At 37.9% G+C, this 24295-nt stretch carries 23 protein-coding genes; 11 read left to right on the top strand and 12 right to left on the bottom strand.

All coding sequences use genetic code 11. The features are described 5' to 3' along the window. The first annotated feature begins 21 nt into the window (after positions 1-21). On the top strand, positions 22-522 hold the full coding sequence (locus V4596_04665; protein MES2768418.1) for a hypothetical protein: 501 nt from the start codon (positions 22-24) through the stop codon (positions 520-522). Here the strand turns inward: V4596_04665 and V4596_04660 are convergent. The 8 genes from V4596_04660 to rpmH are packed head-to-tail and all read right to left on the bottom strand — an operon-like array spanning position 519 to position 7389. Continuing rightward, positions 519-1157, bottom strand: a complete 639-nt coding sequence (locus tag V4596_04660; GenBank protein ID MES2768417.1) for an RsmG family class I SAM-dependent methyltransferase — start codon at positions 1155-1157, stop codon at positions 519-521. The genes V4596_04665 and V4596_04660 overlap by 4 nt on opposite strands. A gap of 9 nt (positions 1158-1166) precedes the next feature. Continuing rightward, on the bottom strand, positions 1167-3053 hold the full coding sequence (mnmG, locus tag V4596_04655) for a tRNA uridine-5-carboxymethylaminomethyl(34) synthesis enzyme MnmG (GenBank protein MES2768416.1): 1887 nt from the start codon (positions 3051-3053) through the stop codon (positions 1167-1169). A gap of 48 nt (positions 3054-3101) precedes the next feature. Next, positions 3102-4475, bottom strand: coding sequence for a tRNA uridine-5-carboxymethylaminomethyl(34) synthesis GTPase MnmE (gene mnmE / locus V4596_04650; GenBank protein MES2768415.1), 1374 nt, complete (start codon positions 4473-4475; stop codon positions 3102-3104). Next, complete coding sequence (locus tag V4596_04645) at positions 4468-5007, bottom strand: R3H domain-containing nucleic acid-binding protein (GenBank protein ID MES2768414.1); 540 nt, start codon at positions 5005-5007, stop codon at positions 4468-4470. Before V4596_04645 ends, mnmE begins: the two co-directional genes overlap by 8 nt. A 43-nt stretch (positions 5008-5050) precedes the next feature. Beyond that, on the bottom strand, positions 5051-6655 hold the full coding sequence (gene yidC, locus V4596_04640; GenBank protein MES2768413.1) for a membrane protein insertase YidC: 1605 nt from the start codon (positions 6653-6655) through the stop codon (positions 5051-5053). Further along, positions 6656-6898: a membrane protein insertion efficiency factor YidD gene (gene yidD / locus V4596_04635; GenBank protein MES2768412.1), complete on the bottom strand. Its 243-nt coding sequence runs from the start codon at positions 6896-6898 to the stop codon at positions 6656-6658. Then, positions 6891-7250, bottom strand: a complete 360-nt coding sequence (gene rnpA / locus V4596_04630; protein MES2768411.1) for a ribonuclease P protein component — start codon at positions 7248-7250, stop codon at positions 6891-6893. Before rnpA ends, yidD begins: the two co-directional genes overlap by 8 nt. After that, a complete protein-coding gene (rpmH, locus tag V4596_04625) occupies positions 7240-7389 on the bottom strand; it encodes a 50S ribosomal protein L34 (protein MES2768410.1) in 150 nt (49 codons plus the stop codon). The genes rnpA and rpmH overlap by 11 nt, the downstream gene beginning before the upstream one ends. Before the next feature lie 231 nt (positions 7390-7620). Between rpmH and dnaA the strand changes: the two genes are divergently transcribed. From dnaA to V4596_04575, 10 genes are all read left to right on the top strand, one after another. Continuing rightward, a complete protein-coding gene (gene dnaA / locus V4596_04620) occupies positions 7621-9024 on the top strand; it encodes a chromosomal replication initiator protein DnaA (GenBank protein ID MES2768409.1) in 1404 nt (467 codons plus the stop codon). 260 nt (positions 9025-9284) lie between these two features. Then, positions 9285-10427: a DNA polymerase III subunit beta gene (gene dnaN, locus V4596_04615; protein MES2768408.1), complete on the top strand. Its 1143-nt coding sequence runs from the start codon at positions 9285-9287 to the stop codon at positions 10425-10427. 9 nt (positions 10428-10436) lie between these two features. After that, positions 10437-11558 (top strand): DNA replication and repair protein RecF, encoded by a 1122-nt coding sequence (recF, locus tag V4596_04610; GenBank protein MES2768407.1) that lies wholly within the window; start codon positions 10437-10439, stop codon positions 11556-11558. A 40-nt stretch (positions 11559-11598) separates the two neighbouring features. Next, entirely contained in the window at positions 11599-14067 is a 2469-nt protein-coding gene (gene gyrB, locus V4596_04605; protein MES2768406.1) for a DNA topoisomerase (ATP-hydrolyzing) subunit B, read from the top strand. Between the two features lie 29 nt (positions 14068-14096). Then, a complete protein-coding gene (gyrA, locus tag V4596_04600) occupies positions 14097-16574 on the top strand; it encodes a DNA gyrase subunit A (GenBank protein ID MES2768405.1) in 2478 nt (825 codons plus the stop codon). Further along, positions 16546-17370, top strand: a complete 825-nt coding sequence (locus V4596_04595) for a hypothetical protein (protein MES2768404.1) — start codon at positions 16546-16548, stop codon at positions 17368-17370. Before gyrA ends, V4596_04595 begins: the two co-directional genes overlap by 29 nt. Before the next feature lie 14 nt (positions 17371-17384). Further along, entirely contained in the window at positions 17385-17579 is a 195-nt protein-coding gene (locus V4596_04590; protein ID MES2768403.1) for a hypothetical protein, read from the top strand. Positions 17580-17583: 4 nt separating this feature from the next. Then, entirely contained in the window at positions 17584-17946 is a 363-nt protein-coding gene (locus tag V4596_04585; GenBank protein ID MES2768402.1) for a hypothetical protein, read from the top strand. Between the two features lie 42 nt (positions 17947-17988). After that, positions 17989-18702, top strand: coding sequence for a F0F1 ATP synthase subunit A (gene atpB / locus V4596_04580; protein MES2768401.1), 714 nt, complete (start codon positions 17989-17991; stop codon positions 18700-18702). A gap of 25 nt (positions 18703-18727) precedes the next feature. Further along, entirely contained in the window at positions 18728-19033 is a 306-nt protein-coding gene (locus tag V4596_04575; protein ID MES2768400.1) for an ATP synthase F0 subunit C, read from the top strand. Between the two features lie 84 nt (positions 19034-19117). On the opposite strand, the gene V4596_04570 is transcribed toward V4596_04575, so the two are convergent. The 4 genes from V4596_04570 to V4596_04555 form a co-directional block, all read right to left on the bottom strand. After that, positions 19118-19408 (bottom strand): DUF3011 domain-containing protein, encoded by a 291-nt coding sequence (locus tag V4596_04570; protein ID MES2768399.1) that lies wholly within the window; start codon positions 19406-19408, stop codon positions 19118-19120. Positions 19409-19664: 256 nt separating this feature from the next. Beyond that, positions 19665-20186, bottom strand: coding sequence for a hypothetical protein (locus V4596_04565; GenBank protein MES2768398.1), 522 nt, complete (start codon positions 20184-20186; stop codon positions 19665-19667). A gap of 122 nt (positions 20187-20308) precedes the next feature. Next, complete coding sequence (uvrA, locus tag V4596_04560; GenBank protein ID MES2768397.1) at positions 20309-22858, bottom strand: excinuclease ABC subunit UvrA; 2550 nt, start codon at positions 22856-22858, stop codon at positions 20309-20311. Between the two features lie 32 nt (positions 22859-22890). Beyond that, positions 22891-24258, bottom strand: a complete 1368-nt coding sequence (locus V4596_04555; GenBank protein ID MES2768396.1) for a phosphomannomutase/phosphoglucomutase — start codon at positions 24256-24258, stop codon at positions 22891-22893. Positions 24259-24295: the final 37 nt, after the last annotated feature.

Genomic DNA, 24295 nt, shown 5'->3' with positions numbered 1-24295 from the left:
AGTTTTACCGAAGAATAGCCTATGAGAACAAGAAATTTTTACTCGACGTTGATTATATTTTTATTTTTAGCGGGTTGCGATAAACCTGAGGGCGCTCCTGAATTAAAAGATCCTGTTTATCAAGACATGAAAAGCGAAGAGGCAAAGGTAAAAAAAGAAATAGATGCAAAAGTAAAAGAGCTAGAAGGTCTTCAAGAAACATATTTAGAGCTTCCAGATAGTGACTATCAAAAAAAAATGACAAGAGAAGATATCTATAGAACTAAGAGTGAAATATCAAAACTCGAGCAAATGATGTCATACCACAGTATTTCTGCGGAAAGTCGCCAGATCTACGCACGAAAACAATATTTGGAATATTATAAAGCAGGAAAAGGCAAAGAGTGGCCTCCCGCTGGCGTAAAAGAGAAATACGAAGCGCAGAAAAAAGTTTCATTCGCACCAAAACAATGGTCACGAGGTATCGCAAGTAAGAAAATTCCTAAAAAAGAAGAGAAAAAAGAGGGTGGCGGAAAACACTAAGCTATTTTTACTGATTTTATAACTACTCTAGGTCCCAAAGCCTCAGGAAGTTCATATTCAAAAGCCATCTCATTGTTCCACGTGGAACTTATTTGCGACGGCAGCGCTGTTAATTCCTTGAACCAATCTGCGCCTTTCAAAGAATAAATCATGCTTCCGGCGGCAAGAATCTTGTTCCCTAAAAGCAGTGTTCTAGCAAGATTAGAGAAATCTCTCGTAATATTGACTGACGGTCCTGCAATTGAAAGATTATCTGGCTTAAGATTCAAAATATGAACATTCGCTAGCTGGGCCCTCGCAATAATATGTTTCACAAATTCTAATTTTCTCTGATCTTCAACCACTATGTTTATCTTTATTTGAGGGTTAAGAATTCCAAAGATAATACCCGTGAGTCCATTTCCTGAACTATAGTTATAAACTTCTTTTATAGTAGGATTATCTTTTATAATAAACTCGCTAGCCTTGATGATGTCATAAAAATGAAGAAGGTCTGCGTTCTTTTCAGTAAATGTAGAAATTAAACTTAATGTTTGGTTAAATCTCATGAGCTCTACATGAAAAAGTCTAAGAGTACTTAACAAATCATCTGTTAAGTTTGGAAAGTGATCTCTGATTCTCCATTGTGTGTCCATGGTGCCCTCCTAATTGTGCGTCTCTAGTTGATGAATTTTTTTACGACCTTTGATATGAATTAAAATTGCCTGAATAGCAGATGGATTAACCCCGCTGATTCTTTGTGCCTGCCCAATAGTTAGAGGCTTTACTTTTAGAAGCTTTTCCATTTCCTCGGCCGAAAGTCCTCTGACCTTAGAGTAATCCATGCTCTCATCTAATTTATAAGTTTCCAAACGAGATGACTGCTCAATAAGCTCTTTTTGTCTTTTGATATAACCTTCATATTTAATTTCAATTTCAACAGGTTCTAAAATTTCAGGATCCATATTTAAATTATGGCCCATCGTTCCAATTTTCTCTGTTGATATTTCTGCTCTGCGTAATAATGTATCGAGAGTTGTTGGTTTTAAGATTTCTTGAGTTCCCATAGCAACCAATTTTTCATTGGTCTCCTTGTTTGGATAAATCGTAGTAGAGCGAAGATAGTTTTTTTGAGCATTTCTTTTTTCACGGATTAAAGATACGCGATCAAAATCTTCTGAGGTGATCAAGCCAATGTCTCTACCAAGGTCGAGGAGGCGATCAAGTGTGTTGTCCTCGCGAAGCACCAGCCTGTGTTCAGCTCTTGATGTGAACATGCGGTAAGGTTCTTTTGTACCTTTTGTAACTAGATCATCAATCAGCACGCCAATGTAAGCTTGGTCACGTCTTAAAATAACTGGATCTTTGTCTTGGAGACTTTGGGCTGCATTTACTCCGGCCATAAAACCTTGAGCAGCTGCTTCTTCGTATCCACTAGTACCGTTAATTTGTCCAGCAAGATAAAGATTTTCGATTGCGCGAGTTTCTAAAGTTGCACGAATTTGTGTAGGCTCGATGAAATCATATTCTACCGCATAACCGTAGCGAGCAAATTTCACGTTTTCGAGTCCCTTGATAGTTCTAATAAATTGGTCCTGAATATCCGCCGGTAAACTTGTAGAAATTCCCTGAAGATAAATATGATCTGTCGAAAGACCTTCTGGCTCTAAGAAGGTTTGATGACGAATTTTTTCTGCAAATCGTGTAACCTTGTCTTCAATGCTTGGACAGTACCTAGGTCCAGTGCCCTCAATCATTCCACAATATATGGGAGATTTGTCGAGATTTTTTCGAATGATTTCGTGAGTAAGCTCTGTTGTGTGCGAAAGATGGCAATCCACTTGCGGAAGTTTGTAGTTTTTTCCGCTTTTAAAGCTGAATGGATAGAATTTTTGATCCCCTGGTTGCGGAGTCATTACTGAAAAATCAATTGAATCGCGAAGAAGCCTCGGGGGGGTTCCTGTTTTTAATCTGAAAACATTGAATCCAAAACTTTTGAGCTGATCAGAGAGTCCAACGGTTGCATTGTCGCCCACTCTTCCGCCGGCTTGTTGTTCCAATCCCACATGCATAACGGCATTCATAAATGTGCCCGTCGTGATGATTACTTTTTTCGCGAAGATTTCTGATCCATCTTGAATTTTAATTCCCAAACATTTTGATCCTGAAAGAATTAAGGATTTTGCTTCGCCTTGAAGTAGAGAAAGATTTTTTTGATTTTTGAAGGTTTCGATCATGTGTGAAACATAAAGATCTTTGTCACACTGAGCTCTGGATCCCCGAACAGCGGGTCCTTTTGTAGCATTTAATCTCTTAAATTGGATGCATGATTCGTCTGTAGCAACACCCATCTCGCCGCCGAGAGCATCAATTTCTCGCACCATGTGCCCTTTTGCAAGTCCACCAATAGCCGGGTTACAGCTCATAAAACCAATACGCTCCAGGTTTGTAGTCACCACCAGAGTATTTGCACCCAATCTAGCCGAAGATAAAGCTGCCTCGATACCTGCGTGGCCTGCACCTACTACTATAATGTCGAACTGGTTTTTCATTTTCTTACCTTATGTGCATAGTGGTTATGCGTGTATCGCTTTAGTAAATTACTTTCCGATACAAAATTCTTGGAAAACTTTATTCATAACTTGATCGTCTAGGCGTTCACCTAAAAGATCAAAGCAACATTCTAAAGCGTCTCTCAATTCAAAGGCTGTAAATTCACTCGATGCATTCTCTGATGATAAATTTTTTGCTCTTTCCAAACATTGATTCATTTTTTCTAGTAGTTCAAATTGTCTGGTTTTCAGAACTACGGCTGAGCTTTCATGAAAAGCTTGCTTGATCTTATTTTCTAAATAAAGGACTACCTCATCTAAAGTCTCAGGAATTTTAGCGCTAACCAAGAAAACTTGATTATCCACTTTTTTCCCGATCACATGTGTGAAGTTTTCTTTAAATTTTGGAAGATCTTTTTTATTTAATAGGAAAATAATTTTCTCTGAGTATTTTTCTAGAATTTCTGTATCTAATATTGGTTTATCTTGGGTAGCGTCTACTACGTAAAATATATGATCCACTACCTTTAGCTGATCTCTGGTTTTTTGAATACCGATAATTTCTACTGTATCTTTCGTATCGTGAAGGCCGGCTGTATCAATAAATTTAACCTTAACTCCACCAATGATGACATATCCTTCTAGGATATCTCTTGTTGTTCCAGCAATCTCTGTAACGATAGCTTTATCGTTTTTGATTAGTTGGTTGAATAAGCTAGACTTTCCCGCATTAGGTTCCCCGACCAGAGCTACGTTCATGCTGTCTGTAATCACTTTACCTTTTTTGTAAGTATCCAAAAGTTTTTTATTTAATGCATAGATCTCTTCAACTTTTGTTTTGATGGTTTCATAATCCACGGTTTGAAGATCTTCGAGTGAAAAGTCAATGCTCGCCTCAAGGTGTGCAAGGAGCCAAGTCATTTTGTCTTGCATTTCTTTTACTTTATCGCTGAGCTCGCCTTTAAGCTGTCTTAAAGAAATTTCTGCTGCTTTCTTTGTATCGCTCTGAATGAGCGTTAAAATACTTTCTGCTTGAAGAAGATCAATTCTTCCAGACATGAATGCTCTGAAAGTAAATTCACCTTTCTGAGCAAGTCTACAGCCTGCAAGAATCAAATTCTGAATGATTTCTTCGGCAATGACGGGGCTGCCATGACAAGAGATTTCTAAGGTCTCATCGTTAGTATATGATTTGCCTTGGCCAAAATAAGTTACCAAAGCTTCATCGATTTGTTTTGTTTGATCCGCAGAATTTACGATTGTGAGATAGGCCCTGTGAGACTCGATATCTACGGGCAAGTTCATTAGCTTTCGAGAAACCTCAAGGGTTCGAGGACCACATATTCGCACCACGCTTATCCCACCATGACCAGAGGGTGTTGCGATGGCGCAAATTGTGTCCGCAACTTTGTAACTAAGCATCTGCTCTTTTTGAACCTTCAGGCTTATCCGCCTTAGCTGGATAAATCTTGATTTTTTTGAAATGCCCTTCGCCTACAGATCTGCTTTTCACTCTTCCGTCTTCAGCAAGATACTGATGAATGACTTTTCTATCTTTTGGAGGCAGAGCTCTGAAATAAACAGATTTATTTTTGTCGAGGGCGATTTTTTTTAGTTTGTCTGCAAGTCTGATAAGCTCTTCGCTGGCTTCTTTTCTAAAACCGTTTGAATCACAATTAACATTTAACTTTAGATCTGGCAGTTGGTGCTGAAGCACTCTTTTTAAATAGAGTTGAAAAGCGTCTAAAAGCTGACCTTCTTTGTCGATCAAATTTTCTTGATCATTCCCAAAAATTTCTACTTCGATATTTCCTTCTTCATCAGAATTTAAATCGTAAGATAAATCGAAGTTTGCTCTTCCGAAGATTCCATCTAGTGTATCTTCAACAATTTGGATTGCGCCATCATTTGCGCTACTTTTCTTAGATCCAAAAATTTTATTAAGTATTCCCATTCTGCTCCTCCTCTGGAGTTTTCTAATCTATTTCGCCTGTGGCTTAGTTTAATTTCGTTACAGCGCCCACTTCGCCGTCCGTCTTTTTTTCTTTCATAATCATATACTGTTGGATAATACCGAATAGCGTGCTCACAAATATATATAATGTCAGTCCGCTGGGTAGTGAAATCATCATTAAAGAAAAAATCACAGGCATGATCTGCATAGCTTTTGCTTGGGCAGGATCCATGGTCGTTGGTGTGATTTTTTGTTGAATAAACATAGTGATCCCCATAAGCACAGGAAGCACATAATAAGGGTCTTTTAAGCTTAAATCATGTATCCAAAGCATAAACGGCGCTTGATAGAGCTCAATACTCTGTGCAAGGACGTTATAGAGTGCAATGAAGACCGGAAGCTGTAGCAACATCGGAAGGCACCCGCCGATCGGATTAACCTTTTCTCTCTTCATAAGATTCATCGTCTCTACCTGAAGCTGTCTTGGATCTTTTTTGTATCTTTCTTTAAGAGCTTTAAGTTGAGGCTGAATGACCTGCATCTTCTTCATAGATTTATAAGAAGAAACGTTGAGCGGAAGTAGCAACATTCTAATAAAAAGAGTTACAATGATGATCGCTACACCGTAGTTACCAAACCAAGAATACAAAAGCTTTAGTAGCATTAAGATTGGCTTTGCTACGATAGAGAAAATTCCAAAATTGATAGTCTCTGTGAGCCTTGGGTCCACCTGCTCTAGTAACTTTAATTCCTTGGGTCCTATAAATGTTGTTGTTTCAAATTTATTTACTGTTCCGTTTTCTTGAACGTATTTTAATGTTCCAAGTGCTATCGATTTTTGTAAATCAACTTTTGCTGAGAACGTTGGGGCAATTGCTGTATTATCGATGATTGCCGACGTGAAGTAATGTTTTCCTACAGACGCTATAGATACATTCTTAAAGTCTTCATCAAATATCTTCGATTCGTCAGCCTTAATGTCCGCTCTTTCTGTTTTTGTGTCGTAGGCAACAAACACCGATTCAAAATCAAAAGATGGCATTAGGAAAGAGCTAGATTTGTTTTGGACAACCTCTTCAACCAATAAAGTTTCTAAAACTTTTGGCGCCGAGCTTGTTTCTATCGTTGTTTTTACTGAATATTTTGCTGGGTTTACTTCGATTGTTTTTGTAACTACTATTTCGCCTGCTTTTCCTGTTCCCTTATAGACTGTCTCTGAAACTTTGCTTAGATTAAAATAAACAGGCGCCCCATCTATTCTTGTTTCACCCAGATAAGCTTCTGTTCCGCCTTTTGCGATAATTACACCGCTTAGATCTCTTTCTTTAAATTGGTTTAATTGGATGTTTTTTAATCCCATTCCACGAGAAGAAATCTCAAAGTTAAATGGCTCGCTTTTAAACACAACAATGTTTTCATTGTTAGGCGCAACTTCGATATCTGATTTTGGCACCACTGCTACTGTATCTTTATCTTTTGTCGGAATTGTATCGAGTGCTTTTTCAACTTTTTGCTCTACTTGAGCTTCTGTTTGAGGATATTTTTTTGTTAGATAATACTGCCATCCAAGAATACATCCAAAGACGATCACGATTGCGAGAAGTGTTTTTTGGTCGAAGAAGCTATTGTTGCTGTTCTGTGGGTTCATCTATTGCGCCTCATTTAGTTTGTCGGGCACAGGATCAAATCCTGAGGGGCCGAGGGGTCTGCACTTCAATACTCTTTTTAATGTAAGGATAAATGCTGTTTTAGAATCATGGTTTTTAAAGGCCTCCGAGCCATAACAAGAACATGTGGGATAAAACCTGCATGCTCCACCCAGCATCGGAGAAAGTACGAGTTGGTAAGAGCGAATCAAAAAAAGCGCTAGAAAACGCGGAAAGCTATCGATGCTTTTTGAAAGCAAAGCCTGTGGCTTTATCGAGCTCTTCTTTGAAGTCTTGAAATTTAATTTTTCGGAAGTAATTAGCATCACTGCTCGCTCTAATAATTACATTCACATCGTAGTGTTTTTCTGGATGAAGAGTTTGAGATTTAAAATATTCTCTACACCATCTTTTAATTCTGTTTCTAAGCACAGAGCCACCCACTTTATTCGGAATGGTCCATCCGAATCTGTCGTTGTTCTCTGTATTTTCGAGGTAATTTAGAATTAACCAAGGGTTTGGATATATTCTTTTGCCTTTTTTCTTTAGAAGCTCGAAGTCGCTACTACGACGTAATGTGTGAATCTTATTTACCACTACCTGAAACCGTAAGTTTCTTTCTACCTTTAGCTCTTCTTTTTTTAATCACTGTGGCTCCACTTTTAGTAGCCATACGCGCTCTAAATCCATGGGTTGCTTTTCTGCGCTTTTTACTTGGTTGATACGTTCTTTTCATTTTCATTCCTCCGCCGGATTTTGAACCGGCTAATTAACAGTCGAAAGTATATACAATACATATTCGAGGTTGGGTATTTAAAGCTAAGTTGTTTTAAGGTTTTAACTCAAAATGAGCGCAGATAAAACCATGACGCGATACTGCCTGTCAAGTTGTTGAACTTTTATGCATAAATTGCGTTGTATAACAGAGCAAAAATTGCTAAATCCACCTATCGCTAAGAGGCAAACATTGGAATCGCAGATCTGGGAATCGGTAAAAAAGAATATCAAGGTGAAAAACCCTAATAATGCGTACTTAGAAACGTGGTTTTCTCCTATTGAACTGATTGATACGGAGGAAAGCCATAAGGGCACGGTGTTTAAACTTGGTGTGCCTACGGATTTCCATAAGAATTGGATATCAGACAACTTTTTAGATCGCATCTGCCAAGAAATTTCATCCATTGTACAAAAACCATTCCAGGTTCAACTAATAGTTGTCCCCGAGTTGGAAAAGTCTGAGTCAGAAAAAGCAGAACAATTACCTAAAGATTTAGGTCCGGCATCGCCTATTCAGGTGGAACAGGATACTGGTTATTCAGCTTTGGGTAACAAATCTTTAAGACAAGTTTTGAATACAGAATACACATTTTCAACCTTTGTTGTGGGAAGAAATAACGAGTTTGCCCATGCTGCTTGTTACAATGTCGCAAAAAATCCTGGTGGTGGTTATAACCCTCTATTTATATGCGGACCCACAGGTATGGGTAAAACGCATTTATTAAATGCCGTTGGAAATCACATTCAAGAAAGCTTCCCTCAATTAAAAATTAGATACGTTTCTACGGAGGCTTTTTTAAATGAGTTTGTCTCTGGAATCAGACGTAACGAAATGGCCAAGCTAAGAAAAAAATATCGTGATGATTGTGATGTTCTTCTTTTGGATGACATTCAAGTTCTCGGTCGTGGTGAAGCTTTTCAAGAAGAGTTTTTCCATACAATGAATGCGTTTTTTGATCGCGGTAGACAGGTTGTTGTTGCGAGTGATCGCATGCCTAGAGATATCACCGGTCTTGAAGACAGAATTAGAACTCGTTTGGAATGGGGTTTAATTGCTGATATTCAAATGCCGGATGTGGAAACTAGAGTTGCTATCCTAAGATATAAAGCTGAAAAAAAAGGGCTTTCGGTTCCTGATGATGTGGTTAACTTTATTGCAAGAATATCCAAAAGATCTATTAGAGAGCTTGAGGGTAACCTTAATAAAGTGAAAATGTTTACTGAATTAAGGGCTTTACCTATCAGTTTAGATTTGGCTAAGCATATTTTGGCTAGTCACTCTTCTGAGTCTCAACAACTTACGGTTGAGGATATCCAAAAGCTTGTGAGTGATCACTTTCAAATTAAGATCTCAGATCTTAAATCAGCAAATAGATCCAAGCCTATTGTAGTAGCAAGACAAGTTGCTATGTACTTAGTTAAAACTTATTTAGAGAAATCATTAATAGATATCGGTAGAGCCTTCGGTGGGCGTGATCACACAACGGTCATCAGTGCTTTAAGAAGAATCGATGAACTACAGGAAAGAGATTCTGATTTACATAAGGATATCGAAGATTTAAGAAGGAAGATCCACAATACCACAGGGGTGTGAATGTGGATTGTGGACATTCGGTGTGGATAACACGTTGAATGGTTGGGGATGAGTAGTTACCCACAAAAAGTGGAAAGTTTGAGTGTTTGTTATTGTGGATTTTATCCACGTCGAATATTGAATCTTTCTAGTAGTTTAAGTTCGATTCGCAGTTATCAACGGACCTACTACTACTACTATATTTATATATAGATATTAAAATAGTATATAAGAGAAAAATATGTGAGCTTTAAGCTCAATAAATATTAGGCGGAATTAAAATGGAATTAAAAATCAAGAAGTCAGATCTCTTAGAGATTATTGGCAAGACACAAAACATCGTGGAGAAAAGAAACACGATGCCAATACTGGTGAACGTACTTATCGAAGCTAGTAACAAATCTCCTAAAGGTGATACGCTTAAAGTTTACGCAACAGATTTAGAAGTGAGTTTAACTGACGAAGCACCTTGTAAAGTTTCAGAACCTGGAAAAGTAGCCGTCGATGCAAAGCAACTTTTCCAAATCGTTAAAGAATTAAACGATGATGGAATCATTCAATTAAAAAGCAAAGACAACAACTGGTTATTTGTTCAACAAGGAAAAGCAGTTTTCAATTTGGTTGGCAAGAACCCAGAAGAATATCCAATGTTCCCAACATACACTTCAGATAGTTTTGTAAAAATTAAATCTTCAACATTAAAAGAAATGATTGAGAAAACTATTTACAGCGTATCTACCGATGAAACTCGTTACCATTTGAATGGAGTTTTCTTTGAACAAATTAAAAATGGAAATTCTTACCAATACAGAATGGTAGCAACAGACGGACATAGACTTTCACTTGTAGACAGAGAAACTGGCTTTGAAGCTGATGGAAAAGTAAAGTTTGAAAAAGGAGTAATCATTCCGAGAAAAGGTCTTTCAGAAATTTCTAAAATCTTAGAAACTTCAATGGAAGATGTTGAGTTCACAGTGGAAGGACCACAGTTGATATTGAAAAACAATTCTGCTGTGCTGATGATTCGTCTGATTGAAGGGAAATATCCAAACTTCCTACAACTCATTCCTAAATCTCTATCTAGAAACATCGTTGCTTCAAGACATGAATTGATCCAAAGCTTAAAGAGAGTTTCATTACTTTCGAATAAAAAATCAAAAGGCATCACAGTAACTCTTTCTCATGGAGTCATGTCGATCACGACAAATAACCCTGAGCTAGGAGACGCAAAAGAAGAAATTCAAGTGAGCTATGATGGCGAAGAAATCAAAATCGGATTCAATGCTAGATATCTTTTAGATATTTTAAACAGCTTCAACGAAGATGAAGTTGAAATTGAATTGAACGATCAATTATCACCTGGATTATTCAGACCAAAACAAGATAACAAGTACACTTGTATTGTTATGCCAATGAGAATTTAATCATTTCTTGTGAAGTTAAAAAATTTAAATCTTTATAATTTCCGCAATGTGCGAGAGCAAAACTTAAATTTTGACTCTCACGTTGTGGTATTCAAAGGTTTAAATGGCCAAGGCAAAACCAATCTCGTTGAATCCATTTATTTTTTATCAAAAGGTAAAAGCTTTAGAACTTCAAATCTTGAACATCTTGTTAAAAATGATTCTCGTGAAGGAACTAGAATTTATGGCAAAGCCTTTGCCGACAAAACCGAAGTTGATCTTGAAGCCAGAATAATAAACGATTCAAAAATCCAAACTCTCAATGGAAAAAAGACAAACGCCCTAAAAATCTTCAAATCATTTCCAGTAATTTTATTTTCTCCAGAAAGTCTTTCTGCGATTAAAGATGGGCCAGAATCCAGAAGAAATCTTATAGACGAAACACTAATTTTAGAGAGCGAATCCAACGTAAAAGTAATTCAAAATTTCAAAAAAATACTTAAAACCAAGAACCATGTTCTTCGGCAATTCAAGCAAGGCCGAATGACGGCAGGCCAAACAAAAGATCTTTTGATGGGAATAAATCCAGTATTTATAGAACACGCAGCAGAACTCACAAATCTACGAATTTCCCTCTTAAAAAATATCCACAACCTCAATCAACAATCGTTGATGGAGATAACAGGCAAGAATGTGGATATAGCTGTGAACTATGTGATTAAGTCGGAAGAGCGTGAGAATTCTAGAGACTTCGTATCTAATACATTGCGTAAAGATCTAGAGGAGAAGCTCGCTATAGAAATGAGCGCCGGAAATTCGTTATACGGTCCTCATAAGCACGATGTTGTTTTTGAGTACTCCGGGTCAGACAGTCGATTTTATTGTTCGCAGGGTCAGCAGAGAGCGCTTATTTTGGCATTTAAATTCACCCAAATCTTGTATCACAAGGCCATTTATGGTTATTATCCTATATTAATTCTCGATGATGTTTTATCGGAATTTGATAGGGAAAAAAGATCGTTCCTCATTCAGTTTTTAAACAAGAACGAAGCGCAGACTTTCCTAACAACAACCGACCTTGATGATAACTTAGAGTTATCAAATTCAAGTGTCAGTGTGTTGAATGTGAAAGATGGAAGCGTAAGTTTATAATTTCCAAGAGAAAGAATTTTCTTTTACGAAATAAAAATAAATGTTTAAAAAATTGAGGATCGACATAGATGGATTTTATGGAGAACAAGTGACTTCAAATGTAACAGATACTTCTTATGATGCTGGCTCGATTAAAGTTCTTGAAGGTTTAGAAGCGGTTAGAAAAAGACCAGGTATGTATATCGGCGATACTGGTAACCGCGGGTTTCATCATCTGGTTTATGAAATTGTCGATAACTCGGTGGATGAACATCTTGCCGGACACTGTAAACATATTAATATTACTATTCATGCAGACGATTCCATTACTGTGGAAGATGACGGAAGAGGTATTCCGGTATCGGCCCATCAAAAAGGTAAATCTGCTCTAGAAGTTGTAATGACGGTTCTTCATGCTGGTGGAAAATTCGACGGTGCTTCATACAAAGTTTCTGGTGGCTTACATGGTGTTGGAGCATCCGTAGTGAATGCACTTTCTGAAAAATGTTCCGTAGAAGTTAAAAGAGATGGAAAAATTTGGAAACAAACTTACGAAAAAGGAATTCCTCAAGGTTCAATCGAAGAAATTGGTAAGACAGATAAAAACGGAACAAAAACTACATTCCGCGCAGATAGAACAATTTTTCACGATGAAACTTTAACGTATAGCTTTGATATTCTAGCAAACAGAATTCGTGAGATTGCATTTTTGAATGCGGGCTTATACTTCATGTTAAATGACGAAAGAACAGGAAAGAAACAAGAATTCCAATACGCTAGAGGGATCGTAGAATTCGTAGAATATATGAATGCTTCAAAAAAAGCCGTCAATTCCGAGGTGGTATATTTCAAAGGCGAAAGAGAAACTGTAGAAATAGAAATTGCTCTTCAGTGGAACGAATCTTATACGGAATCTGTTTACTCGTACTGCAATAACATCAACACGATTGAGGGTGGAACGCATCTGATCGGACTGAAAGCTGCGCTCACGAGAACGGCCAACGCTTACGCAACAGGAAAAAATCTTTTAAAAAATATTGATACCACTCTTGAGGGTGAAGACATCCGTGAAGGCCTTGCTGGCGTAGTGAGTGTGAAAGTTCGTGAACCACAATTCGAAGGCCAAACAAAAACTAAACTTGGAAATACAGAAGTCAAAGGTTACGTAGAAACTTTAGTTAACGATAAGCTTATGGATTGGCTCGAAAGAAATCCAGCACAAGCAAAAGTAATTATAAATAAATGCGTAGAAGCAGCTAGAGCAAGAATCGCGGCAAGAAAAGCCAAAGAACTTGCGAGAAGAAAAACAGCACTTGATGGCGGAGCACTTCCAGGAAAAATGGCAGATTGCCAAGAACGAGATCCTGCTCTTTGCGAATTATATCTGGTTGAGGGTGACTCTGCAGGCGGATCAGCAAAACAAGGAAGAGATAGAAAAACACAAGCCGTTCTACCGCTTAAAGGTAAAATCTTAAACGTTGAAAAAGCACGCTTCGACAAAATGCTCGTGAACGACGAGATCAAGATGTTGATCTCTGCAACCGGCGTTGGCGTTGGTGCTGACAACATGTTGAATATCGACAAACTCAGATATCACAAAATCGTAATCATGACCGATGCCGATGTGGATGGATCTCACATTAGAACTTTATTATTAACGTTCTTCTATCGCCAGATGCCACTCGTTTTAGAAAAAGGCCATATATTTATTGCCCAGCCACCACTCTACAAAGTGAAGAAGGGTCAAAAAGAAAGCTACATCAAAGATGAAAAAGCTCTGATGAATTACTTACTGCAAGAAAACGTTGGAACTTTAAATTTCAAAAATTCAAAACTAACGGACGAAGAAATCAAAGCGTTTGTTTTGAGAATTGAAAAATTCCAAAAACTAATTACGAACGTTTCTCAAAAATATGATCAAAGCGTTCTTCTGTGGCTACTTGCAAACAAAGTTGATCTCAAAGAAGTATTTAAATCTGAAGATCAAATCAAAAAAACTTTTGATCAAATGACTAAGGATTTAAAAGCCAACCCACTTTACGGAATATCTGATGTGAAGTTTAAGCCTGTGAAAAACGAAGAGCACAACAACTTTAAAGTTGAAGTTGAAATTATTCGTTTTGCTGAAAAACTTGGATTCACCCTTGCCTCTGATCTTTCTGAATCACTTCAATTCGAAGAATTGAAAAAGGATTGGAAAGAAATGGATTCTAAGCACAAGCTTCCAATCGCTGTGAATTTCGAAAACACAGAACACAACTTTGAATCTTACAAAGATTTCTTAGATGGCTTTATGGAAAGTTCGAAAAAAGGACTCTACGTTCAGCGCTATAAGGGTTTAGGAGAGATGAACCCTGTTCAATTATGGGAAACGACTTTGAATCCAGACAATAGAATTTTATTAAGAGTTACAATTGACGACGCAATCGCGGCGGATGAGACATTCAGTATTTTGATGGGCGAATTGGTTGAGCCAAGAAGAAAGTTCATCGAAGACAACGCATTGTTAGCTAAAGAATTATTTGTTTAAAGAAAGTTTAGTAAGAAAATTAGGAAAACATGGAACCAGAAAATAAAAATATAATTAACGTCGATATCAACAAGGAAATGAAAGAGGCTTACCTTCAGTACTCTATGAGTGTGATCGTTGGTAGAGCTCTCCCTGATGTGAGAGATGGTTTGAAGCCGGTTCACAGAAGAATTCTCTTTGCCATGAAAGAAATGGGAAACTATCACAATAAGCCTTACAAAAAATCTGCAAGAGTTGTTGGTGATGTGATCGGTAAATACCATCCCCATGGTGATACAGCAGTTTATGATACAGCAGTGAGAATGGCGCAGGATTTCTCTTTGAGATATCCATTGATCGATGGTCAAGGTAACTTCGGTTCTATCGATGGCGATAGCCCTGCGGCGATGAGATATACGGAAATCCGCATGACAAAGCTTGCTGAAGAATTACTAAACGATATAGATAAAGAAACAGTAGCCTTCGGCCCTAACTACGATGACTCATTAGAAATTCCATTAGTACTTCCAGCAAAATTTCCAAATCTTCTTGTCAACGGAAGCTCTGGTATCGCGGTTGGTATGGCTACAAATATTCCGCCCCACAACTTGGGCGAAGTGATTGATGGCTGTATTGAAATCATTAAAAACCCTAATTGTGGGTTAGCAGATCTTCTTCAACACATTAAGGGTCCAGACTTCCCGACTGCTGGTGTGATTGCGGGTAAATCTGGAATTCTCGATGCATACAAAACTGGTCGCGGCGGTATTACATTAAAAGCCGTTTCAGAAATTGAAACATACGGATCAGATAGAGAAAGAATTGTTGTTACAGAAATTCCTTACCAAGTGAACAAATCAAAATTGATCGAATCGATTGCTGACCTTGTGAGAGATAAAAAAATCGAAGGTGTTTCGGACATCAGAGATGAATCATCACGCGAAGGCATGAGAATCGTAATCGATGTGAAGCGCGGAGAAACTGCAAGCGTAGTTATGAACCGCCTTTACAAGTTCACACAAATGGAAACAAGATTTGGCATTATCCTTTTAGCTCTTGATAAAGGGTCTCGTCCAAAAATCTTTAACTTAAAAGAAGCTCTTGAAGCCTTTGTTCATCACAGACGTGAAGTTGTAACAAAAAGGTGTATCTTTGATCTCAAGAAAGCTGAAGCAAGAATTCATATTTTAATGGGTTTAAAAATGGCTCTCGACAATATCGATGATGTTGTTGCGACAATCAGAAAGAGCCCTGATGCGCAAGGCGCGAAAATTGGTTTGATCACGAAATTCTCATTCTCTGAAATTCAAGCGCAAGCTATTTTGGACATGAGACTTCAAAGGCTAACTGGCTTAGAGAGACAAAAAATCATTGATGAAGTTGCAGAAATCGAAAAAGAAATCACGTGGCTCAAGATGGTTCTTGGTGATGTGAAAGAAATCTATAAGATCATCGTGCAAGAATTAGAAGAAATTAAAAAATCGTACAGCAATCCAAGAAAAACCCAAATCGTTCAAGAAGAATCAGAAGACATGGAAGATGAGGATCTGATTCAACAAGAAAACGTAATGGTGACAATCACGAACAGTGGTTACATCAAGCGTATCCCAGTTGAAACTTACAGAGCACAAAGACGTGGCGGCAAGGGATTGAAAGGCGTTGAAACTCGCGAGGAAGATTTTGTTACAAACATTTTCACCGCAAGCACGCACACCACTCTTCTTGTATTCACAGACAAAGGAAAAGTTTACTGGTGTAAGGTTCATAGACTTCCAGCTGGAAACAGACAATCAAAAGGTAAAGCCATCGCAAATGTTGTGCAGCTTGCAGCGAATGAAAAAGTTCAAGCGATTTTGCCAATCGAGGAATTCACCGCAGATAAATTTGTTGTGCTTGTAACCAAAAATGGAATTATTAAAAAGACATCTCTTGATAACTTCTCAAACCCAAGACCATCAGGGATTATCGCATTGACGACAGATCTTGATGACTCATTGATTTGTGCCCAAGTGACTTCTGGAAAAGATGATATCTTTGTAGCAACACGCGAAGGTATGTCGATCCGATTTAGCGAAGAGGAAACGCGCCCGATGGGCAGAACAGCAAGAGGCGTTAAAGCCGTTACTCTTGGCAAAGGCGACCATGTGATCGGTTGTGAAATCATCACCCCAGATTGCAAAAAACATATTTTGATGGTGACAGGAAAGGGTTACGGTAAACGTAGCGAAACTTCTGAATACAGAACTCAAGGCCGTGGTGGAGTTGGAATTATCACTCAAAAAACAAGTGATAAGGTCGGTGAAGTGATATCGACTATTCTTGTGAGTGAAAATGAAGATGTGATGTTGATGACTGACAAAGGTCAAGTGATCCGCATTAAGTGCAACAATATTTCGTTATTGGGAAGAAATACTCAAGGAGTTAAACTCATTAACGTCAACGAAAGCGAAATCGTTTCGAGCGTCGCGAAGGTTGCAGAAGAAGATGAGGCAGAAACAGGTGAACCTTCATCTGCAACAATTCAATAAAATAATTATAAGCCCCCTAGTTTTCGTTGGGTGCGTCGGGCTCCTTACTTCTTGCGAAGGACGCAAAGGAGAGGGAGAGCTAAAAGACGCAAGATCTGCAAGCACAGCAACGGAATCTTTAGATCTTTATAAAAAAGTTATTCAAGTGTACAAGCAAGATTCTATTGCTATGAAAGCAGCACTCGAAGCCTCTAGCATGTGCCTGAAAGAAAAAACCTGCGCAGATCGAGAGGAATTTTTCTTAAAATATATAATTGAAAAGTCAGACAAAGAAGCAGATCAAATTGCTGCACAAAAACGCTTGTCTGAAATTTATTACGACAAAGGGTTTTATCCGCAAGCTATTGATGAAATGAATAGACTCCTATCAAAAGCAAACTTCAAAGACGGAAGAGCAGAAATAAAAATTAAACTAGCAAAGAGCAATTTTTATATTAAAAATTTTTACCAAGCAGAGGTAGAACTCAATTCCTACATCAAAGAAGTAAAAGATAATCATGAAAAATTTGAAGGATATCTTTTAAAAGCGGATATTCAGTCGGCAAACAAAAAATATACGGATGCGATGAATACATATAAAGAAATCAAAGAAAGCTTTAAAGATTTGTACTTTAGAAATCAGGTTTTTATGAATGAAGTACTTTTGCTTGAAGAACAAAAACTTTTGGATCAAGCGGTATCAATTTTAGAATCTGTTCGTTCGGAAATAGAAAACCCCGAAGCCCTGGACGCAAAGATCGAAAGACTCAAAGAAAGAAAAGCTCTCATGCCGGGCGCATCGGGATTGAAGAGGTAATATGGGAACGAATAATGGGTAAGCGCGAATACCTTATATTCTTAGGATTGGTGTTTGAACTTGTGGCACTTGTAGTGTCGTTAGTTTACGCAGGGTATTATGTTGATCAACAGATGGGTTGGTCAGGGATTGGTGTGGCTTGCGGCGCCGTGCTTGCATTGGTCATCTGGGTTATTCATCTCATGCAAGCCTTCAAAAACCTACGGTAGGAACATGTTAAAAGCTCTTTTTACACTTCAAATTTCATTGAGCTTACTTTTTACGATCATTATTCATATGGTTGCAGGGAGAACCGAAGGAATTTCGTTCTTTGCGGGAGCTGCATTTGCCACGATAAACACCATGTTTTTGGTCTTCATAGTATCAAGACTTTTTAGGAAAAAATCTGTTGCCCTAAGCTTCATCCTCATTATATTTAAATACACTATTTTTGGACTCGGACTTTACTTCCTTGTGACCTCAAAGTATTTGATGGTTTCTTGGTTTGTGGTGGGCCTGAGCATACTTCTTCCATCGATTGCAGGACTAATGTTCTTGTATTGGAAGCAGCTAAAAAAAGAAGAACCCGGACAATAAAAATCCAGAGCAATGGCTCAGGAAAACGAAAGAGATTTGAAAATGACACATTTTAATTGGATGCAATTAATTCCTGGGGTAGGACACCACTACAGTCACGTCGCAACGGCAGCTTTTGTAACTCTCCTTTTAACTCTTTTCAGTTTGATAGCTTATATCGCTTACAAAAAAAATCCTACATTTGATCCTGCTGATAAATTTTCAGTGAAGGCCCTTGCAGAAGTATTAACAGAATTTATCAATGGACTTGTAGATACAGTTGTTGGCCCTCACGGGAAAAAATATGTTCCTATGTTCGGCGCAATTTTCTTATATATTCTTGTGAATAATCTTATGGGCTTGGTTCCAGGAATGACTCCGGCTACAGATAATTTTAACACCACACTTGCGGTGGGTCTTTTTACATTTGTGGCCTACACGGCACTTGGGATCAAAGAGCATGGCGGAGCTTACATCAAGCAATTCACCGGGCATTTACCTTTAAATCTTTCTCCATTATTATTGTTGTTACCTCTTATGTTTGTGATCGAGTTGATCTCGCACGCCGTACGCCCGATGAGCTTAGGGTTACGTTTAAGAGGAAACATGGTTGGTGACCATACCGTTCTTGGTATTTTCACAGATCTAGTTCCAGTCGGAATCCCAGTGATATTTTATCTCCTTGGGCTTTTCGTTTGTTTTGTTCAGGCATTTGTTTTTACGTTGTTATCCATGGTGTACGTATCCATGGCGACAGCACACGACGACCATCATTAATCATTTTCTAAAAGGAGAAAATAAAATGAAAAGAATTTTTACAGTTATCGCTCTTTCTATGTTTGCACTTCCAGCGTTTGCTCAAGAAGCTGCAGCTAACTCTTCAAGCGCAGGAATGCTAGGTCTTGCTTCTGCTCTTGCAATCGGTATTGCTGCTTTCGGTGGTGCTCTTGGGCAAGGTAAAGCAGCTCAAGCGGCTCTAGACGGTATTGCTAGAAATCCAGCGGCTCAAGGTAAATTGTTTGTACCAATGATCATTGGTCTTGCTCTTATCGAGTCACTAGTGATCTATGCGTTCGTTATCGCTTTCATGTTGATCGGCAAATTCTAAGACTATCAATAATAGAAGAAAAATGTAAAAACCCAAAGTGCTCAGTACACTTTGGGTTTTTATTTTAGAATTATCTACTTAATGTTAAAGAGATACTCCTGAAACTTCAAAGGTCCCTCTGCAACCCTTATCTACCCAAATTCCTTGTCGACCATAGCCCCAAGTGCTACCTTTTCGGCATGAAGTTTTAGAATGTTGTTGAGATAGTCTTGCCTCTACAACCATTCTAACTGAAGAAGCACTGCACTCTCTATATTTATAATTTTCGCTTCCACATTGAATGAATTCCGTTCGATATTTTGGACCAGCAACAGAAACTTCATATAAGCCAACAATTGAAAACATTGTGGCTATCACTAAAAATACTTTTTTCATCATTTCCTCCAAAAAATGTTTTTGTTATAGTAAGGAATAGGAGAAAATTTTTTAAAAAAATATGTATTTTATATTAATTAACAAGGACATTAATTATTTATAAATACAATAGTGTTCTTAAATACTAATTATATCTACAGAAAAATAAATTCTACGCTTTTTAAGCAAGTGGCCTCAGTTGAAATGAGATAAAGTATTTACAATAAGCTTTAATTTTTTTGCTGTAGTTCTTACGATATAAAAGATTAAAATTTAATTATAAGCACTTGGTGCGCACTAAGATGTCAGGAGTCCAGGGATTCCAATCCCAATCTCTTCTCATTGGACAAACAATAGTTCGCAGAGAGACGGCATTAGAATTGGAATTTTTCTTTAGTACTATATCTTCTGCGTCTATTTTTAATATTGATAAATAAGTTGTTGAATCAAATTCGAGATCATCCTGAGTAACATTAATTTGAAACCCGTGGTTATTATATAAATATTCTCCAAATTTTTGAGGAACAGTATTTCTACTGTCTGCTTTATTAAATATTACCATCAAGGCATCGTATCTATCTCCCTTCGTGGAAACGAGCGCAACCTTACCTGGTTTTGTTTCGTCATAAGCAATATCTTGAATTCTTAAAATTGTATTCTGAGAATCTGGAATAATTTTTCCAGTAGCAGTATGGTATTTTACAGGCTGAGTATTTTTAATCCTTACGATCCCCAGAGTTTTTTCGTTTGCCATAGCAAAGGATCCGAGAAGAAATATAATAAACAGTATGTAATTCATGATTGCCTCCAGAAGGGTTAAATAAAATTTTTAGATTGGTACCATAAGAAATTAGAAGAAGGCTAATTTAGATTTATTCAAACCACGTGGAGGAAAGTTGACAATCTCAATAGAAAAATATTTTAAGACCTTAAATGCTTTTTAAGAAATATGCCTGTGTATGATTTTTTATTTTTCATCACAAAGTTGGGATGTCCCTCAGATACAACTTCTCCGCCTTTTTCGCCACTGTCCGGCCCAAGATCAATGAGATGATCGCTAGAGGCGATCACATCCATGTTGTGTTCGATTACAAGTACTGTGTGTCCTTGCTCAACAAGTCTATGCAGAAGTTCAATTAATTTTTTTGTATCTTCAAAATGTAACCCAGTAGAAGGTTCATCAAGAATATATAAAATTTGCCCAGCTCTTTTTTTGGAAAGTTCTTTTGAAAGTTTTATTCTTTGTGCCTCGCCACCAGAAAGAGTGATAGAACTTTGGCCCAATGTTAAGTAATCAAGCCCTACGACGTTTAAGATTTCTAATTTTTGTTTAATATAAGGCTGCTTATCAAAAAACTCCAAAGCTTCCCCAATGCTCATAGCCAAAACATCGGCGATGGATTTTTCTTTAAATTTTACATTGAGAGTTTCTGGATTGTACCTCGCCCCACTACAAACATCGCACTGAACGTAAACGTCTGCCATGAAATGCATTTCGACTTTGACTTGTCCGCCACCCTGACAAGCCTCACATCTTCCACCTTTCACGTTAAAACTAAATCGACCCGGCTTGTATCCGCGCAAACGAGATTCTGGTAACTGTGCAAATAAATCTCTAACGAGAGAGAATAGTCCTGTATAAGTAGAGGGGTTTGATCTTGGCGTCCTACCGATCGGTTTTTGATTGATTTCGATGACACCAGAGAGCTTTTCGAAACCAGATATTTTATCAAACGGCGCCGGCCTATAATCTCTCACATAAAATTTATTCGATAGATACTTAAACAAAGTATCTATAATAAGAGTGGACTTTCCACTACCCGAAACCCCGGTGATTGTTGTCATGGCATTCATAGGAATTTTTACGGAAACATCTTTTAAATTATTTCCGGTTGCATGCTCAATACTCAAGAATTCAGAGAATTTTTTTTCTACTCGTAATGTATAAGCAACAGATTTTCTAGAAAGATATCTTCCAGTAAGGCTTCCACTCGCTCGTTCAATTTCTTGGGGAGTTCCATGAGCCATTATATCTCCCCCGAACTTTCCAGCACGCGGGCCAATGTCTACAACATAATCTGCGGCCATAATGGTTTCTTCATCGTGCTCAACAACAATGATGGTGTTACCCTTGTCCTTTAATTCGTTGAGCGCAGTCAGGAGCTCATGATGATCCCTAGCATGCAAACCGATACTTGGTTCGTCCAAAACATAGAGGACGCCGACGAGCGGAGAACCTAGCTGATTTGCAAGACGGATCCTTTGTGCCTCCCCGCCGGAGAGAGATCTAGTTGATCTTGATAAGCTCAAATGGGAAAGACCAAGTCGCAACAAGAAATTTACTTTGTAATTAATTTTAAAAATCAATTTATGAAGAATCTTTTTCTCTCGCTCAGAAAGCGAAAGTTCATTAATCCAACTTAAAAGGTTATCAAAAGATAAAATACTTGTTTGATGAATATTTTTTTCATTCACCAAAACATACATAGCTTCTTTTCTTAATCGAGAGCCTTTGCAGTCAGGGCAAGTATCGCCCTCTTCAAAGAGGGCTTCTGCGTCCTCAGAGTCCTCAGAGTCCTCGTCGTACTCTTCGGCTTCTTCGTCCTCTACGGTTCCGAGGCCATGGCACGTCTGGCAATAGCCACGAGGGTCATTAAAGCTAAATAATCTTGGTTCGATCTCTGGAGGAGAATACTGACAAATAGGACACGAAGAATCCTTGGAGTAAATATGGTATTTGTTGTCTGAGATATTTTCTATGGCAACAGTTCCTTTTGCCATCTTAAGCGCAATATTTAAACTTTCCACAAGCCGTGGTCTTAAGTCTTTTTTTATGATTAAACGATCAATAACCAGCTCAATATTGTGAGTTTTCGTTTTTAAAAGTTTCGGTGGGTTTTCAAGTTCATAATATTCGCCATCAATTTTTGCTCTGACAAAGCCTTTTTTTAGCCAGCTCTCGATTTCTTTTTGAAACTCACCTTTTTTGTTTCTAAAAACCGGAGCAAGAATGTGAATCTTTGTTCCTTCTTTAAGAGCTAGAGTCTCATCGATCAATCTTTCTAGATCTAATTTTTTAAGCTCAACCCCATGATCTGGACATACTGGTTTTCCAATTCTACTGAAAAGAAGCCTGAAATAATCATAAATTTCGGTGATCGTACCCACGGTAGATCTTGGAGAAGCGACGGTAGTTTTTTGTTCAATCGAAATGGTCGGAGATAAGCCAGTGATAGAATCTAAATCCGGTTTCTTGAGTTGTTCTAAGAATTGTCTAGCATAAGTCGAAAGACCCTCGACATAGCGACGCTGTCCCTCAGCATAGATAGTATCAAATGCAATAGTCGACTTCCCACTACCACTGATTCCAGTGATAACGGTTAGTTTGTTTCTTGGGATAAAGAGATCAATATTTTTAAGATTATGCTCTCTCGCTCCCTTAATAAGGATGCCGTCTTTACCTTCGTCCATAATATCAAATTCAATTTTAGTGATCTTATTTTTTATAATAATGGATTCACTATTTTTTCGATTTCATCTTTTAAAACCTCAAGCTTTTCTTTTGAGGTCGCTTCAAATCTCAAAACCACTACGGGTTGTGTATTGGAAGCTCTTGCTAAAAACCAAGAATCACTAAACTGTACACGAATACCATCAATAGTAAGTACCGTTGCGTTTTTTGTATCTAAATATTTCTTTTTAATAGCCTCAACGATCTGATATTTTTTTTCTTCAGTCGTATCAATACGGATTTCTGGAGTGAAGAAAGCATTAGGAAGATCGCTTAAAAGATGAGAGAAAGGTTTTCCCGCCTTCTTTAAGATTTCAACTACTCGAAGACCTGCGTATGGAGCGTCATCATATCCATAGTTTCTATCATTAAAGAAAATATGCCCGCTGAGTTCACCGCCAAAAGGAGCCTTTTCCTCTTTGATTTTTTGCTTAATAAGGCTGTGTCCTGTTTTCCACATGATGGCTTTACCACCATGTTTTTCTACATCTTCATAAAGTCTATGCGAACACTTCACATCACCTACGATCTTGGCGCCAGGATTGTCTTTGATGACTGCGCGACTGATAAGGACCATAAGCTCATCGCCTAAAATCATTTTTCCATTTTCATCAACGACACCAATTCTATCGGCATCACCGTCAAAACCAATTCCAACATCAGCTTTTTGTTTTAAAACTTCTTTTTTAAGATCCACTAAATTTTTCTCTACGGTTGGATCCGGGTGATGATTTGGGAAAGTACCATCAGGATTTTCGAATAGAATTGTCGCGGTTGCTCCGCAAGCTTCATAAAGCTTTCTCACTATAACGCCTGCGGCGCCATTGCCACAGTCCAAAACAATTTTTAAACCAGAGAGATCGCCAAATTCTTTTTTGTAACGATCTATGTAATCTGGAAAAATATCTAAAGTTTCAATTTTTCCAGCGCCTTTGATGTATTTTTCACTTTTAATGATTTCTAAAAGTTTTAAAATATCAGCACCATAAAGTGTATTTTTACCGATAGAAATTTTAAAACCATTGTACTCCGGAGGATTATGACTTCCGGTGACCATGATTCCGCCATCGATATCTTTATAAAAGAATGTGGCAAAGTAAGTCATAGGTGAAGTAACGAGACCCAATAGTTTTACATTGAATCCAGAGTCTTGAAGACCTTTCGCCAAAGCCTCAACGAGCTTGGGGCAAGAGAGTCTTGCGTCTTGTCCAATGGCAATTGTTGGAGATTTTTTTTGAAGAACAGAAAAATGTAAAGAGGCATAAGCTCTTCCGAGAGTGTAAGCAAAGTCCGCATCGAAGTGCTCGCCAACAACGCCGCGAACATCGTACTCTCTGAAAATAACAGGATTCATAATCATATAAGTTCCCTTCAGAATGCATCCGGAGGAAGATCCG

It is taken from the genome of Bdellovibrionota bacterium (assembly GCA_040386775.1).
Lineage (GTDB): Bacteria > Bdellovibrionota > Bdellovibrionia > Bdellovibrionales > JAEYZS01 > JAEYZS01.
The sequence above is the reverse complement of the archived record's forward strand: the minus strand, read 5'-3'. Positions and strand labels throughout refer to the sequence as shown.